The 16,303-nt window shown below is 65.2% G+C and carries 8 protein-coding genes and 2 pseudogenes; 5 read left to right on the top strand and 5 right to left on the bottom strand.

Annotation, left to right across the window (positions count from 1 at the left end; genetic code table 11):
• Nucleotides 1–81: 81 nt before the first annotated feature.
• Together N0A20_RS03515 and N0A20_RS03520 are read right to left on the bottom strand one after the other, a co-directional pair.
• Entirely contained in the window at nucleotides 82–1,455 is a 1,374-nt protein-coding gene (locus N0A20_RS03515; protein WP_260582635.1) for a TonB-dependent receptor, read from the bottom strand.
• Nucleotides 1,433–2,434: a TonB-dependent receptor plug domain-containing protein gene (locus tag N0A20_RS03520; protein ID WP_260582636.1), complete on the bottom strand. Its 1,002-nt coding sequence runs from the start codon at nucleotides 2,432–2,434 to the stop codon at nucleotides 1,433–1,435. Before N0A20_RS03520 ends, N0A20_RS03515 begins: the two co-directional genes overlap by 23 nt.
• 218 nt (nucleotides 2,435–2,652) lie before the next feature.
• On the opposite strand from N0A20_RS03520, the gene N0A20_RS03525 reads away from it, so the two are divergent.
• The 4 genes and pseudogenes from N0A20_RS03525 (at nucleotide 2,653) to N0A20_RS03545 (ending at nucleotide 13,249) form a co-directional block, all read left to right on the top strand.
• On the top strand, nucleotides 2,653–3,261 hold the full coding sequence (locus N0A20_RS03525; protein WP_260582637.1) for a TetR/AcrR family transcriptional regulator: 609 nt from the start codon (nucleotides 2,653–2,655) through the stop codon (nucleotides 3,259–3,261).
• A 226-nt stretch (nucleotides 3,262–3,487) separates the two neighbouring features.
• Nucleotides 3,488–7,668 (top strand): annotated as a pseudogene (gene rpoB, locus N0A20_RS03530) (DNA-directed RNA polymerase subunit beta).
• Nucleotides 7,669–7,789: 121 nt separating this feature from the next.
• Nucleotides 7,790–12,074, top strand: a pseudogene (rpoC, locus tag N0A20_RS19985) (DNA-directed RNA polymerase subunit beta').
• Between the two features lie 488 nt (nucleotides 12,075–12,562).
• Nucleotides 12,563–13,249, top strand: a complete 687-nt coding sequence (locus N0A20_RS03545; RefSeq protein ID WP_260582639.1) for a TonB-dependent receptor — start codon at nucleotides 12,563–12,565, stop codon at nucleotides 13,247–13,249.
• Between the two features lie 147 nt (nucleotides 13,250–13,396).
• On the opposite strand, the gene N0A20_RS03550 is transcribed toward N0A20_RS03545, so the two are convergent.
• From N0A20_RS03550 to N0A20_RS03560, 3 genes are all read right to left on the bottom strand, one after another.
• Nucleotides 13,397–14,145, bottom strand: a protein-coding gene (locus N0A20_RS03550; protein WP_260582640.1) for an IS5 family transposase whose coding sequence is annotated in 2 segments (ribosomal slippage) — nucleotides 13,397–13,818 and nucleotides 13,818–14,145 — 750 coding nt in all. Because the reading frame shifts where the segments join, the coding sequence is not laid out codon by codon here.
• A gap of 303 nt (nucleotides 14,146–14,448) precedes the next feature.
• On the bottom strand, nucleotides 14,449–14,628 hold the full coding sequence (locus N0A20_RS03555) for a PspC domain-containing protein (RefSeq protein WP_260582641.1): 180 nt from the start codon (nucleotides 14,626–14,628) through the stop codon (nucleotides 14,449–14,451).
• A 60-nt stretch (nucleotides 14,629–14,688) separates the two neighbouring features.
• Nucleotides 14,689–14,817 (bottom strand): hypothetical protein, encoded by a 129-nt coding sequence (locus tag N0A20_RS03560; protein ID WP_260582642.1) that lies wholly within the window; start codon nucleotides 14,815–14,817, stop codon nucleotides 14,689–14,691.
• A 365-nt stretch (nucleotides 14,818–15,182) separates the two neighbouring features.
• Between N0A20_RS03560 and recF the strand changes: the two genes are divergently transcribed.
• Nucleotides 15,183–16,292, top strand: coding sequence for a DNA replication/repair protein RecF (gene recF, locus N0A20_RS03565; RefSeq protein ID WP_260582643.1), 1,110 nt, complete (start codon nucleotides 15,183–15,185; stop codon nucleotides 16,290–16,292).
• The last annotated feature ends 11 nt before the right edge of the window (nucleotides 16,293–16,303 follow it).

Below are 16,303 nucleotides of genomic sequence, written 5' to 3' on the forward strand. Positions count from 1 at the left end.
GGTGGGTGCGGCTGAAGGCAGACTTCCCATCGCAAGTCGATGGGGAGGATCATGATAACCGCTCCCTCCCGTTTTTTGACTTCACTCGCCGCCGAACTTCGTCGTGAGCTGCACCCCGATCACCCGCGGTTCGCCGGCGTAGAGGCTGTTGAAGCCCAGGCTGTTGTCGAACTGCACCGCCGACACCGCATAGCGCTTGTTGGTCAGGTTGGTCGCGAAGATCGCGATCTGGCTGTTAATGCTCTCGATATCGAGCGAGGCGCGGGCGCCGAGCAGGCCATAGGCGGGCTGATTCAGGCTGTCGCGGTAGATCGCCGAGCCGACGAGCTGGGTCTTGCTGCGCCAGGTCCAGTCCACCGCGAGGCGTAGCTCGCCGAAATCGAGCGGCGCGGCATAGGTGGCGCCGAGGCGATAGCTGTATTTGGGGAATTGGAAAGGCTCGCCCGAGCGGTCGCCGGTGACGTCGGTGAAGTCGAGATATTTGGCGTCGTTGACCCCGACGCTGCCCGACAGGGTCAGGCCTTCGACCGGGATCGCGGTGACCTCCAACTCGCCGCCGCGGATGCGCGCGCGGGCGGCGTTGGTGACGAGGCTGACGATCGCGCCGCCGGGCGCGGCCTGGACGATGGTCCGCTGGATATCCTTGTAATTGGCTTGGAAAATCGCGGCGTTGATGCGCAGGCGCCGGTCGAGCAGGTCGGCCTTGGTGCCGATTTCATAGTCGGTCACGGTTTCGGGGGCGAAGGCGGCGAAGCTGTCGGCGGTGCCGGTGCCGCGCAGATTCTGGCCGCCGCCCTTGAAGCTGCGCGCGGTGCGGGCATAGAAGAGCAGGCCGCTGCGCGGCGTCCAGTCGATGCTGGCGAGATAGGAATAGTCCGAGAAACTGTCGTTGAAGCGTGCCTGGCAGGTGCCGCCGAGCTGGAGCTCGACCGGGATGTTGCAGACCGCGCCGCCCGGCGTCGAGCGGTTGAACGATCGCAGCTCCTTGCTCTCCTCGGTCCAGCGCAGCCCGCCGGTAAAGCGCAGCGTATCGGTCAGGTCGTAGTTGAACTGGCCGAACACCGCCCAGCTGCTGTTCTTGACGAAGCCGTCGGTAAAATTGGGATTGTCGGGGTTGATCGTGCCGAGCGCGGTGGCGCGCGAGGTGTCGCGGCCGGTCTCCTCGTTGAAATAGGCGCCGACGATCCAGTCGAGCCGCGGGCCGAAATTGCCCGCGAACTGGAATTCCTGGCTGAGATTCTTCGCGCGGCTGGCGAGGCTCGCCTCGAGCAGCGGGAAGGGCGAACTGTCGAGGTCGACGTCGAGCCAGCGTTTGAGCCAGCGCGCGCCCGAGATCGAGCGGAAGGACAAATCTGGCGTCAGCTCGACCGCCAGGTTCGAGCTGACGCCATAGGTTCGGGCGTAAACGCCCTGGAGGCCCGTTGCATCATTGTCATAATAGCCGCGCCGAGCCAACGAGGCCCGCGAACAGCGCCTGCGCCTGCGTCAGCGCGGCGCCGATCGCGGGGCCGTTGGCGACCGGATCGGCGAGCAATGCCGGGTTGAGGATGCCCTGGCTGATCGCGATGTCGATCAGCGCCGGGGCGGGATTGGGAGTGCCCGGAAGCAGACTGGGGAAGGGGCTGACGAAGGCGAGCTTGCTCACCGGGCCGTCGCCCTTGGTGCGCGTGTAGTCCGCCGAGATTGCCCAGCTGACGCTGTCGGTCTCGAGCAGCGTGCCCGCGCGAAAGGCGACCTGCTCGCGCCCGCCGATGCCGTCGCCGAGCCCGTTGACCCCGAGCGAACCATAATCGGTCCAGCGGCCGACGAGGCGGACGCCGAGCGTGTCGGTGACGACAGGCAGGTTGAGCACTGCGCCGAGTTCGTAGCGGTCGTGGGTCGCGCCGCTCGCCTGGACATAGCCGCCGATCGCGCCGAGGTCGGGCTGGCGGGTCGTGATGTTGATCGCGCCGCCGGTGGTATTCTTGCCGAACAAGGTGCCCTGCGGCCCGCGCAGCACCTCGACGCGCTCGGTGTCGAACAAGGCGGTTTCGAGGTTCGACGAACGGATATAGTTCACGCCGTCAACATAGACGCCGATCGGCGATTCGATGGTCAGAATCGAGTCCTGTTGCGACTGGCCGCGGATGGTCAGCAGTACGCCGGTCGGATCGGCGCTGGAGGTCTGGACGAAGAAGTTCGGGGTCTGCTTGGCGACGTCGGCGATCCCCTCGACATTGGCGTCGGCGAGCTGCTGTGCGCCGAAGGCGGTGATCGCGATGGGAATGGTCTGCGCGGCCTCGCTGGTGCGGCGCGCGGTGACGACGATGTCCTCGATACCGCCCTGCGCGGTTTCGGCCTCGGCCGGGGCGGGGGCGTCCTGCGCCGCCGCGCTCGGGGCGAGGGCCAGGCCGGCGCTGGTCAGCAGCAGATACAGTCCGTGGGTCGTCTTCATTTCTCTCTCCCTCCGCCGCGCGCCGCCGGCTCGGGCCGGGCTTTCGTTCGCGAGACATTGAGGGCGACTTATCACACTAAGTGAGACAAGCGCAAGCATTTGCCTCACGTCCTGCGATATGATAGCCGGACCGTCTCATCAGGGAGGCAGAGATCGCGACAATCGCCCCAAATCCGCGCGCCAACACCGGGGGAGCGGGCGACGCGGCCCGCTCCGCGGTGCTCGACGCGACCGCCGAAGTGGTCATGCGCGTCGGCTTTCACGACACGACCATTGACCATGTCGTGCGCGAATCGGGCGTGTCGCGCGCGACGCTCTATCGCTGGTTCGGCAACCGCGAGGGGCTGCTGCTCGCGCTGCTCCAGCATCTCGCGGGGCCTTATCTCGAGCGCAGCGGCCAGATCGCGGTCGGGCTGGGGCCGATCGAGGACCGGCTCGAACAGGTGATCGCGGGCGGAATCGAGAGCATCTGCAACACGCCGTGGATCCACAAGGTCGCGAAGGACGGGTTGCTTCACGACGATTTCTCGATCTTCCTGACCGCGCACAAGACGATCACCGGCGCCGTGGTGGGGCGGATGCTCGAAGGCGCGATGGCGTCGGGCGCATGGACGCCGCCCGACGATCTCGATCGGCTGACCGAATGGCTGCTGCACCAGATGCTGGTGCTCGGCGGCGAGGATTATGACGATGCGGCGGAAATCCGGCGGCGCGTCGCCATTTATGTGATGCCGGTGCTGGGCCTGCCCGGCGCGCGAAGCGATGCGGGCGACATCGCCGCGCGGCTGGAGCGGATCGAGCGCAAGATCGACGGGCTGGGCGGCTGAGATTCCTCGCGCCGCCGCGTTGACAAGATGGGACGCCAATCCTATATCCCCGGCATACCCCGCCGTTCGAGATAGGGCCTGACTTTGCGCATCGGGCTGTACGGATAGGTCGGCGGGGATTTCGACAGGCGTTAGGAAGCTGCGGTAAACCGGCAACGGTTGCCTGCGGCTTTTTTCGCGTCGATGCGCTCGCGATTTTGATTTTTGACAGGCGAGACAATCACTTATGGCGACCAAGGCGAAGTCGGTGGGCAAGGCCCTCGAAGCAACCGCGACCAAGCGAGATCCGCAAGCTGTTCGGCAACATCCACGAAGCGGTGGAAATGCCCAACCTCATCGAGGTGCAGCGCGAATCCTATGAGCAGTTCCTGCGCTCGGACCCCTCGATCGGTTATGTCTCGGGCCTCGAAAAGACGCTGCGCAGCGTCTTCCCGATCCGCGATTTCGCCGGCACCGCCGAGCTCGACTTCGTCCATTACGAACTCGAAGAGCCCAAGTACGACGTCGAGGAATGCCGCCAGCGCGGCATCACCTATGCGGCGCCGATGAAGGTCACGCTGCGCCTGATCGTGTTCGAGGTCGACAGCGAAACCGACACCCGTTCGGTGCTCGATATCAAGGAGCAGGACGTCTATATGGGCGACATGCCGCTCATGACCGAGAACGGCACCTTCTTCGTCAACGGCACCGAGCGCGTCATCGTGTCGCAGATGCACCGTTCGCCGGGTGTGCTGTTCGACCATGACCGCGGCAAGACCCACTCGTCGGGCAAGTTCCTGTTCGCCGCGCGCGTGATCCCGTACCGCGGTTCGTGGCTCGATTTCGAATTCGACGCCAAGGACATCGTCAACGTCCGCATCGACCGCAAGCGCAAGCTGCCGGTCACGACCCTGCTCTATGCGCTGGGCATGACGGGCGAGGAAATCCTCAACCATTTCTACGACCGCATGGTCTTCGAGCGCGCCGAGAATGGCTGGAAGGTGCCCTTCATCCTCGAAAACTGGCGCGGTGCGAAGCCGGCGTTCGACGTCGTCGACGCCAAGACCGGCGAAGTCGTCTTCGCCGCCGACCACAAGATCAGCCCGCGCCTCGCCAACAAGGCCGCCAAAGATGGTCTCGACACGCTGCTGATCCCGACCGAGGAAATCTTCGGCCGCTACAGCGCCTATGACCTGATCAACGAAGCCACCGGGGAGATTTATATCGAGGCCGGCGACGAAGTGACCGCCGACAATCTCGAAAAGCTCGACGCGGCGGGCATCGACAAGCTCGTGCTGCTCGACATCGACCACAACAACACCGGTCCGTGGATCCGCAACACGCTGAAGGCCGACAAGGCCGAGGACCGCGATCAGGCGCTGTCGGACATCTACCGCGTCATGCGCCCCGGCGAACCGCCGACGCGCGAAACCGCCGAAGCGCTGTTCGGCGGCCTGTTCTTCGACGCCGAGCGCTACGACCTGTCGGCCGTGGGCCGCGTCAAGCTCAACATGCGCCTCGGCCTCGATGCCGAGGACACGGTCACCACGCTGCGCAGCGAGGACATCCTCGCCGTGGTCAAGGAACTGGTGAATCTGAAGGACGGCAAGGGCGAGATCGACGATATCGACAATCTCGGCAACCGCCGCGTGCGTTCGGTCGGCGAACTGCTGGAAAACCAGTATCGCGTCGGCCTGCTGCGCATGGAGCGCGCGGTGAAGGAGCGCATGTCGTCGGTCGATGTGTCGACGGTGATGCCGAACGACCTGATCAACGCGAAGCCCGCGGTCGCCGCGGTGCGCGAATTCTTCGGCTCGTCGCAGCTTTCGCAGTTCATGGACCAGACCAACCCGCTGTCCGAAGTCACCCACAAGCGCCGCGTCTCGGCGCTCGGGCCGGGCGGCCTGACCCGCGAGCGCGCGGGCTTCGAGGTCCGCGACGTTCACCCGACCCACTATGGCCGCATCTGCCCGATCGAAACGCCGGAAGGCCCGAACATCGGCCTGATCAATAGCCTCGCGACCTTCGCGCGCGTCAACAAATATGGCTTCATCGAGACCCCGTACCGCCGCATCGTCGACGGCAAGGTCACGAACGAGGTCGTCTATCTCTCGGCAATGGAAGAGTCGAAGCACACGGTCGCGCAGGCAAACGCCGACCTGAACCCCGACGGCAGCTTCGTCGACGAGCTGATCTCGGCGCGTGAGGCGGGCGAGTTCCTGATGGCGCCGCGCGACCAGATCACCCTGATGGACGTGTCGCCGAAGCAGCTCGTTTCGGTCGCGGCCTCGCTGATCCCGTTCCTCGAGAACGACGACGCCAACCGCGCGCTGATGGGTTCGAACATGCAGCGTCAGGCCGTGCCGCTGATCCGGGCCGAAGCCCCGGTTGTCGGCACCGGCATGGAAGGCACCGTCGCGCGCGATTCGGGCGCGGCCATCGCGGCGCGCCGTGGCGGCATCATCGACCAGGTCGATGCGACGCGTATCGTCATCCGCGCGACCGATATGGTCGAACCCGGCAAGTCGGGCGTCGACATCTATCGCCTCCAGAAGTTCCAGCGGTCGAACCAGAATACCTGCATCAACCAGCGTCCGCTGGTGAAGGTGGGCGACGTCGTTCGTTCGGGCGACATCATCGCCGACGGTCCGTCGACCGAACTGGGCGAACTGGCGCTCGGCAAGAATGTGCTCGTCGCGTTCATGCCGTGGAACGGCTACAATTATGAGGACTCGATCCTCATCAGCGAACGCATCGTGAAGGACGACGTCTTCACCTCGATCCACATCGAGGAATTCGAAGTCACCGCCCGCGACACGCGCCTCGGGCCGGAAGACATCACCCGCGACATCCCGAACGTCGGCGAAGAGGCCCTCCGCAACCTCGACGAGGCGGGCATCGTCTACATCGGCGCCGAGGTCGGCCCGGGCGACATTCTGGTCGGCAAGATCACCCCCAAGGGGGAATCGCCGATGACGCCGGAAGAAAAGCTGCTCCGTGCGATCTTTGGTGAAAAGGCCAGCGACGTGCGCGACACGTCGCTTCGCCTGCCGCCCGGCGTGTCGGGCACCGTCGTCGAAGTCCGCGTCTTCAACCGTCACGGCATCGACAAGGACGAGCGCGCGATCGCGATCGAACGCGAGGAAATCGAGCGCCTGAAGCAGGACGCCGACGACGAGCGCGCGATCCTCAACCGCGCGACCTTCTCCAGCCTCAAGGACCTGCTGATCGGCCAGACGACCAGCGCGGTGCCCAAGGGCCTGAAGAAAGGCGATGTCGTCACCGAGGAGATGCTGGTCGACCTCGACCGCGGCGACTGGTGGAAGCTGGCCGTTGTCGAGGACAAGGCCCAGGCCGCGCTCGAAGCGATCAAGGCGCAGTATGACGACGCGATCAAGCGGATCAGCGCGAAGTACGAAGACCGCGTCGAAAAGCTGCAGCGCGGCGACGAACTCGCCCCGGGCGTGCTCAAGATGGTCAAGGTTTTCGTCGCGGTGAAGCGCAAGCTGCAGTCGGGCGACAAGATGGCCGGTCGTCACGGCAACAAGGGCATCATCAGCCGCATCCTGCCGATCGAGGACATGCCGTTCCTGGAAGATGGCACGCATGTCGATTTCGTGCTCAACCCGCTGGGCGTGCCGTCGCGCATGAACGTCGGGCAGATTCTCGAAACGCACCTCGGCTGGGCATCGCGCGGCTTCGGTCGCCAGATCACGGCGGCGCTCGAGGACTGGCGCATGGCGAACCCCGACCCCGTGGCGGGAACCCCGCCCGAGTCGGTGCGCGAAGCGCTGCTTCACGCCTATGGCGATGAATATGCGGACGAAATCAAGGCGCGTACTACGGATGAGGTCATCGACCTTGCCGCAAATCTGTCGGTGGGCGTGCCCTTCGCGACGCCGGTGTTCGACGGCGCGCGCGAAGGCGACGTGTCGGCGATGCTGGAACGCGCCGGTCTCGACCGGTCGGGCCAGGTCGATCTGTACGACGGCCGCACCGGCGATCGCTTCGACCGCAAGGTGACGGTGGGATATATGTATATCCTGAAGCTTCATCACCTGGTCGACGACAAGATCCACGCGCGCTCGATCGGGCCGTACAGCCTCGTCACCCAGCAGCCGCTGGGCGGCAAGGCGCAGTTCGGCGGTCAGCGCTTCGGTGAAATGGAAGTGTGGGCGCTCCAGGCCTATGGCGCCGCCTACACGCTGCAGGAAATGCTGACGGTGAAGTCGGACGACGTGATCGGCCGCACCAAGGTCTACGAGGCGATCGTCAAGGGCGACGACACTTTCGAGGCCGAGCATTCCCGAAAGCTTCAACGTGCTCGTCAAGGAAATGCGCTCGCTGGGCCTCAACGTCGAGCTTTCGTCCTATGCGGACGAAGACCCCGACGAAGGTCCGGACGCCCTTCCCGAAGCCGCCGAATAAATATCCCACCCCTCCCCTTCAGGGGAGGGGCCGGGGGTGGGGCTCGAAGCCTTGCGCAAGGCCGCGGGCCCCCACCCCAACCCCTCCCCTGAAGGGGAGGGGCTAAGCGAGGAACCAGATTATGAACCAGCTTACCAACTTCATGAACCCGGTCGCGAAGCCCGAAACCTTCGACATGATCAAGATCGGCATCGCGAGCCCCGAGCGCATCCGCTCGTGGTCGTTCGGCGAGATCAAGAAGCCCGAAACGATCAACTACCGCACGTTCAAGCCCGAGCGCGACGGCCTGTTCTGCGCGCGCATCTTCGGTCCGATCAAGGATTACGAGTGCCTGTGCGGCAAGTACAAGCGCATGAAATACAAGGGCATCGTCTGCGAGAAGTGCGGTGTCGAAGTCACGGTGACCAAGGTCCGCCGCGAGCGCATGGGCCATATCGAGCTCGCCGCGCCGGTCGCGCACATCTGGTTCCTGAAGTCGCTGCCGTCGCGCATCGGCCTGCTGCTCGACATGCAGCTCAAGCAGCTCGAGCGCGTCCTGTACTTCGAGGCGTACATCGTCCTCGAGCCCGGCCTGACGCCGCTGGAGAAGTTCCAGCTGCTCACCGAGGACGAGCTGCTCGACGCGCAGGATGAATATGGCGAAGACGCGTTCAGCGCCGGCATCGGCGCCGAGGCGATCCGCGTGCTGCTCGAGAATCTCGATCTCGAACAGGAACGCGCCGACCTGATGGAAGATCTCGCGACCACCAAGTCGGAGCTGAAGCCCAAGAAGATCATCAAGCGCCTGAAGGTCGTCGAAAGCTTCATCGAATCGGGCAACCGCCCCGAATGGATGATTCTGGAGGTCGTCCCCGTGATCCCGCCCGAACTGCGCCCGCTGGTGCCGCTCGACGGCGGCCGCTTCGCGACGTCGGACCTCAACGACCTCTACCGCCGCGTGATCAACCGCAACAATCGTCTCAAGAGGTTGATGGAGCTGCGCGCGCCGGACATCATCGTCCGCAACGAAAAGCGCATGCTGCAGGAAGCGGTCGACGCGCTGTTCGACAACGGCCGCCGCGGCCGCACGATCACCGGTGCCAACAAGCGTCCGCTGAAGTCGCTCTCGGACATGCTCAAGGGCAAGCAGGGCCGCTTCCGCCAGAACCTGCTCGGCAAACGCGTCGATTACTCGGGCCGCTCGGTCATCGTGACCGGCCCCGAACTCAAGCTGCACCAGTGCGGCCTGCCCAAGAAGATGGCGCTCGAACTGTTCAAGCCGTTCATCTACGCGCGCCTCGACGCCAAGGGTCTGTCGATGACCCTGAAACAGGCGAAGAAGTGGGTCGAGAAGGAACGCAAGGAAGTCTGGGACATCCTCGACGAAGTCATTCGCGAGCACCCGGTGCTGCTGAACCGCGCCCCGACGCTTCACCGCCTCGGCATTCAGGCTTTTGAACCCGTGCTGATCGAGGGCAAGGCGATCCAGCTTCACCCGCTGGTCTGCGCCGCGTTCAACGCCGACTTCGACGGCGACCAGATGGCCGTGCACGTCCCGCTGAGCCTTGAGGCGCAGCTGGAAGCGCGCGTGCTGATGATGTCGACCAACAACATCCTGAGCCCCGCGAACGGCAAGCCGATCATCGTGCCGTCGCAGGACATGGTGCTCGGTCTCTATTATCTGTCGCTCGAACGCGAAGGCGAACCGGGCGAGGGCATGCTGCTCGCCGACATGGCCGAAGTGCATCAGGCGCTCTACACCGGCGCCGTCACGCTGCACACCAAGGTCATCAGCCGCGTTCCGCAGACCGACGAGCAGGGCAACGAGTATCTCAAGCGGTTCGAGACCACCCCGGGCCGCATGCTGATCGGCGAATGCCTGCCGAAGTCGCACACCGTGCCCTTCGACGTCGTCAACCGCCTTCTGACCAAGAAGGAAATCGGCGACGTGATCGACCAGGTCTATCGCCACACCGGCCAGAAGGAGACGGTGCTGTTCGCCGACGCCATCATGGCGCTGGGCTTCCGCAACGCGTTCAAGGCCGAGCATCAGCTTCGGCAAGGACGACATGATCATCCCGGCGTCGAAGGAAGGCCTCGTCGACGAGACCCGCGCGCTCGTGAAGGACTTCGAGCAGCAGTATCAGGACGGCCTGATCACGCAGCAGGAGAAGTATAACAAGGCGATCGACGCCTGGTCGCAGTGCGGCGACAAGGTCGCGAACGCGATGATGGAGGAAATCCGCGCGACGCCGAAGCTGGACGATGGCCGCCTGGCCCCGATCAACTCCATCTACATGATGGCGCATTCGGGTGCGCGTGGTTCGCAGGCCCAGATGAAGCAGCTCGCGGGCATGCGCGGCCTGATGGCCAAGCCGTCGGGCGAGATCATCGAAACGCCGATCATCTCGAACTTCAAGGAAGGCCTGACCGTCCTTGAATATTTCAACTCGACCCACGGCGCCCGCAAGGGCCTCGCCGATACGGCGCTCAAGACGGCGAACTCGGGCTATCTGACCCGCCGTCTGGTCGACGTGTCGCAGGACTGCGTCGTGATCGAGGAGGATTGCGGCACGACCCGCGGTATGGAAATGCGCGCGATCGTGCAGGGCGGTTCGACGATCGCCTCGCTGGGCGAGCGCATCCTCGGCCGCACGACGCTCGAGGATGTGGTCGACAAGGACGGCAATATCATCGCTCCGGTGGGCACTTTGCTCGACGAAGCGACGACCGCGCGGATCGAGGAAGCCGAAGTCCAGTCGGTCAAGATCCGCTCGCCGCTGGTCTGCGAAGCGACGCTGGGCGTCTGCGGCAAATGCTATGGCCGCGACCTCGCGCGCGGTACGCCGGTGAACATCGGCGAAGCGGTCGGCGTCATCGCCGCCCAGTCGATCGGCGAGCCCGGCACCCAGCTGACGATGCGGACCTTCCACATCGGCGGCGCGGCGCAGGTCAACGAGCAGTCGAACGCCGAAGCCATCTCGGACGGCACGATCGAATATCGCGACATGGCGACGATCGTCGACCAGCGTGGCCGCCGTCTGGCGCTGTCGCGTTCGGGCGAAATCGCGATCATCGACGCCGAGGGCCGCGAGCGCGCCGCGCACAAGCTGCCCTATGGCGCGCAGATCTTGTTCAAGGACGGCGACAAGGTGAAGAAGGGCGACCGGATCGCCGAATGGGATCCGTTCACCATGCCGCTCATCACCGAAAAGCAGGGCATCGTGAAATATCAGGATCTGGCCGACGGCAAGACCCTGGTCGAACAGGTCGACGAAGCGACGGGCATCGCCCAGCGCGTCGTGATCGAATATCGCGCTGCGGGCCGCGGCAAGAAGGAAGACCTTCAGCCGCGCCTGACCCTGCTCGACGACGCCTCGGGCGAGGCCGCGCGCTACCTGCTCGCGGTCGGCACGATGCTGTCGGTCGAGGACGGGCAGGAAGTGCAGGCGGGCGACGTGCTGGCGCGCGTCAGCCGCGAAGCGTCGAAGACGCGCGACATCACCGGCGGTCTGCCGCGGGTGGCCGAGTTGTTCGAAGCGCGCATTCCGAAGGACAACAGCGTCATCGCGAAGATCAGCGGCCGCATTGAATTCGTCAAGGATTACAAGGCGAAGCGCAAGATCGCGATCGTTCCCGAAGAAGGCGATCCGATCGAATATCTGATCCCCAAGTCGAAGGTGCTGGAAGTGCAGGAAGGCGACCAGGTCAAGCGCGGCGACGCACTGATCTCGGGCTCGCCGAACCCGCACGACATTCTGGATGTCATGGGCGTCGAGGCGCTGGCCGAATATCTGGTCGCGGAAATCCAGGAAGTCTATCGACTCCAGGGCGTGAAGATCAACGACAAGCATATCGAGGTGATTGTTCGCCAGATGCTGCAGAAGGTCGAGATCACCAACGGCGGCGACACCACGCTGCTGCCGGGCGAGCAGCTCGATTATCTGGAGATGATGGAATATAACGCCAAACTGCCGAAGAACGGCGTTCCCGCGGAGGGCCGCCCGGTCCTCCTCGGCATCACCAAGGCGTCGCTGCAGACCCGCAGCTTCGTCTCGGCGGCGTCCTTCCAGGAAACGACCCGCGTGCTCACCGAGGCTTCGGTGCAGGGCAAGGTCGACTCGCTGCAGGGCCTCAAGGAGAATGTCATCGTCGGCCGCCTGATCCCGGCGGGTACCGGCGCTGCCATGAACCGCGTCCGCGTCACGGCCTCGTCGAAGGATGCCGCGCTCCGCGCCGCGATGCGCGCCGCGAACCAGGAGCATCTGATCGCGCCGCAGACCGCCGCCGAGGAACATGCCGCCGAACTGGCGCAGGGTCCCGAAGCCGCGATGGGCGACGATCCGCTCGGCAAGGTGCAGGGCGAGGACTTCACCACCGACGATGTCGCGGTGCTGGACCGCCCCGAAGGCGAAGGCGAGGAATAAGCCCCTCGGCCGTCCGGCCTGAAGGAAAACAGCCCCGCCGGAGCGATCCGGCGGGGTTTTTTCTTTTGGGTGGCGCGGGAGTCGTGGGATTGGCGGGTTTCGGGCGGTTGCGGCCATAAGCGATCCTCCCCCAACGGGGGAGGGGGACCACCCGAAGGGTGGTGGAGGGGCACATGAGGCTTACGCGACGCCAGACCGAAAGAACGCCGTTTTCCGGCAACCCGGCCGCAAGGCACGCCCTCACCGGCAGGGTAAACCGCCTGTGCCCCTCCACCAGCTTCGCTGGTCCCCCTCCCCGTGCCGGGGAGGATCGGCGTCGTCCACTCCCCACCCCAGGGCGGTCACGGGTCGGATCCGTCAGCGCCTGGGCAAATATTCTCGTTCATCCCCGCGCAGGGTAAAGGCTGGTACGCCTCCCACGGGTCGCAACTTTTGTTGCGAGGTGGGTTATGAAAATCGGAAAGAGGTGGGCGCTATCGGCGGCCCTATTGCTCGCGGTCACCGCGGGCGGCGCGATCGCGCAGGACAACAGCAATATCCGCGGCGAAGTGCGCGTATCCGCGGTCCGCGGGTCCGGTGACGGCTATTTCAAGGAAAGTGCGCCCGTCATCGGGTTGCGGCGGCTCGCCGACGGGGCGATCCAGGATATCCTGGTCACGTCCGATTCGCGCGACAGCGAGCTGCGGCGGCAGGAAATCCATGCGATGCTGGAGGCCACGATCCGCAAGGCCGACGCCGCCGGGCTCGAACTGGTCACCGGCAATTTCGAGCTCACGAAGGTGACGCTCGCCAATTACCGCGAACTGCCGCTGCGCTCGGGCCGCCGTTCGGACACCAGCGAGATTGCCGTGACGGTGAAGACGAAGCTGGCCGGTCCCGCCGACAGCGCGCAGTCGCGCATCGACAGCTTTATCCGGAGCGTGCCCGCGACGGGCCGCTCGCTGATCGAGAAATATGGCGCGCTGCAGCTGACGATCGTCAACCCCGACCAGTATCGCGGCCAGATCATCAAGCTGATCGCCGACGAATCGCGCCGCGCGAGCAGCGCCTTCGGGGCCGATTACGGCGTCGTGGTCAGCGGGCTCGACCGGCATCTGGTGTGGAACCAGGCGAGCGAAAATGAGGTGTTCCTCTACATCCCCTATGGCTTCACGGTACAGCCGAAGGGCGCATAGGAAAGGCGATCGTGTCGATTGCAAACTTGCGTGCCGACGGCGGTTTTGGGGTGGGGAGTGGACATTTGAGCAATGGGCTGGTCTCCCCCTCCCGCAAGCGGGAGGGGCAGCGAGACTTGGGCGCTTGCGCCCTAGGCTCAGGACTCATTAAATCCAAAAGAGGAAGATGGCGGCGAAGGTGATGGCTGCGAGGAAGATGTCGGCACATCGGTCGTAGCGGGTGTGGATGCGGCGCCAGTCCTTGAGGCGAGCGAAGAGGTTTTCGATTTTATGTCTCTGGCGATAGAGACTTTTATCGTAGCAGTTCTGGACCTTATGGCTGCGATGGGGCGGGATGCAGGCCGCGATGCCCCTGTCGGCGAGAGTTTTGCGGAACCAGCGCGAAGCATAGGCTCGATCGCCGATGAGGCGTTCGGCTTCGGGCATGATCTTGACCAGAGCCTCCGCACCTTTGTGGTCGCTGCGCTGGCCTTCGGTGAGGTGGAGCCGCAAGGGACGTCCCCGGCCATCGCACAGCACATGCAGCTTGGTGGTCAGCCCGCCCCGGCTGCGTCCGATACATCGGGGTAGAGCCCCTTTTTGAGCAGGCTGGCGGCGGTGCGATGCGCCTTGAGGTGGGTCGCGTCGATCATCAGAACCCCGTCGCCATCCCTGGCCAGTTCGGCGAAGATGCGGTTGAACACCCCCAGTCGGCTCCAGCGAATGAAGCGGTTGTAGATCGTCTTGTGCGGCCCGTAGCCCGCCGGCGCGTCGCGCCAGCGCAGACCGTTGCGGATCACGAACAAGATCCCGCTCAATATCCGCTGGTCATCGACCCGCGGTACTCCATGCGACAGCGGAAAATATCCCTCGATCCGGCGCATCTGCGCCTCACTCAACAGCAACAAGTCACTCATGGCAGCACCTCCGGCCACCTTGAATCAAACCCGAACCTAACGCGCAAGCATTTTAATAGGTCCTGAGCCTAGTCGCAGCGGGGTGGGCCATCGCGACGCCGCTGCCCACCCCCGACCCCTCCCGCCTGCGGGAGGGGAGACAAACGTCCGCTCCCGCCCGATACCTGTCGGTCGGCGGTCGTGCGCGCAAAAGACATAATCGCATAAGGAAAAGGCCCGCCGGTTGGTCGGCGGGCCTTTGGTCATTGGGAATATGCGGGCCGGATGCGAGTGCGCCTGAAAGGCGTCCCGGCCCGGTGCTGCCTAGGGCGCGAGGATCGCGACGGTGATGTAGAGCAGCAGGGGCAGGCCGAAGCCCAGCAAAGTCAGCGCCACAAAGGCGATGCGCGTCCACAAGACGTCGAAGCCGAATTGGTCGGCCAGCCCGGCGCAGACCCCGAAGATCATGCCGTCGCGACGATTCTTGCGAAAACCCTGTTTCATTTCTGTCCTTTCCATCCCGGCCCGGAGGCCGGCGTTATCGGGTGAGGTGGGGTTCGCCGGTCAAACGACCAGCGAACCGATCTGCGCACCATTCTGACCGGCGATCGCCAGCAGCATGACCGAGGCGTAGAGCGAGGCGAAAGCAGCGAGCGCGTAGCTCTTGACCGTGCTGGTGTTGAAATGAGCCATGATGTGATCCTTCCTGTATCCTTCCGACCGGACCATCCGGTGGATGCCAAGGGTTATGCAGGAGGCATGCCAATTCGATTCTGCGGCGGTTATCCAAGGGTTTTGCGATTTCGGCGGATATCGAATGCGGGAAAAATACGGCAAATCGGGATTAATTCCAGATGAATGGGAAATTATAACATAGATTAGTGCCGTCCCCGCGCAGGCGGGGGTCTCTGCCGGTCTGCTCCAGCGCCGCTGCGCAAACCGGTTGCGGCCCGCGGCTGCGCGGGGGCGACGCGTAACCTTTTCCTTCTTCGTATCGCGCGTGTCCCGGCAAACGGCACTTTCCCTCTGCCGCCGAAATCTCCTAGGACCGTCCCTGCATGACGCTCGCTCGCCTCTCGCTGACCGATTTTCGCAATCATGCCGCGGCGGAAATGGCGGCGGGGCCGGGGCTTGTCGCGCTGTACGGCGACAATGGCGCGGGCAAGACCAATATATTGGAAGCGATCTCGCTGCTCGCGCCGGGGCGCGGACTGCGCCGCGCGGCGCTGGCCGACATGGTGCGCGACGGCGCGGCCGGGGGCTTTGCGGTCTTTGCCGAGGTGGCGGCGGGCGAGGATCTGGCACCGGTCGCGCTCGGCACCGGGATCGAGCCCGCGCATCCGGGGCGGCGGATCGTGCGGATCAACGGGGCGCCGGCGGCGGCGACCGCGCTCGGCGACTGGCTCGCCATATTGTGGCTGACGCCGGCGATGGACCGGCTGTTCGTCGAGACCGCGGGCAACCGGCGGCGTTTCCTCGACCGGCTGGTGCTCGCGCTCGACCCGCGCCACGCGCAGCACGGCAATCGGTACGAGGCGGCGCTGCGGGCGCGGGGCAAGTTGCTGTCCGATCTGGCGAATGCCGACGCGCAGTGGCTGACCAGCCTCGAGGCGCAGCTTGCCGAGCATGGCGCGGCGATGGATGCGGCGCGGCAGCGGACGCTGGCCGCGCTGTCGGCCGAACTGGCCGGGCAGCCCGATACCCCCTTTGCGCGTCCGCTGCTGACGCTGGTCGATGCCGATGGCGCGCCGCGCGCGACGCCCGATGACGCCGAAGCCTTGCGGAAACTGTTCGCCGAACGCCGCCGCATCGACGCCGCCGCGGGCCGGGCGACCGCGGGGCCGCACCGCGACGATCTGGCGGCGGTCCATGCCGCGACGGGGCGCGGCGCCGCGCGCTGTTCGACCGGCGAGCAAAAGGCGATGCTGCTCTCGCTCGTCCTCGCGCACAGCGACTGCGTCGCGCGGCTGCGCGGGCAGCGGCCCGTGCTGCTGCTCGACGAGGTCGCGGCGCATCTCGACCCGGTTCGCCGCGCGGCGCTTTACGAGCGGCTGGCCGGGCAGGGGGGACAGGCGTGGCTCACCGGGACCGAGGCGGCCTTGTTCGGGGATATGCCGGGGCCGGTAACACGGTTCCGGATCGCCGGCGGGCGGTTCGCGGCCGGGTAGGCGCGTGCCGC

Source organism: Sphingopyxis sp. PET50 (assembly GCF_025244705.1).
Classification (GTDB): Bacteria; Pseudomonadota; Alphaproteobacteria; order Sphingomonadales; family Sphingomonadaceae; genus Sphingopyxis.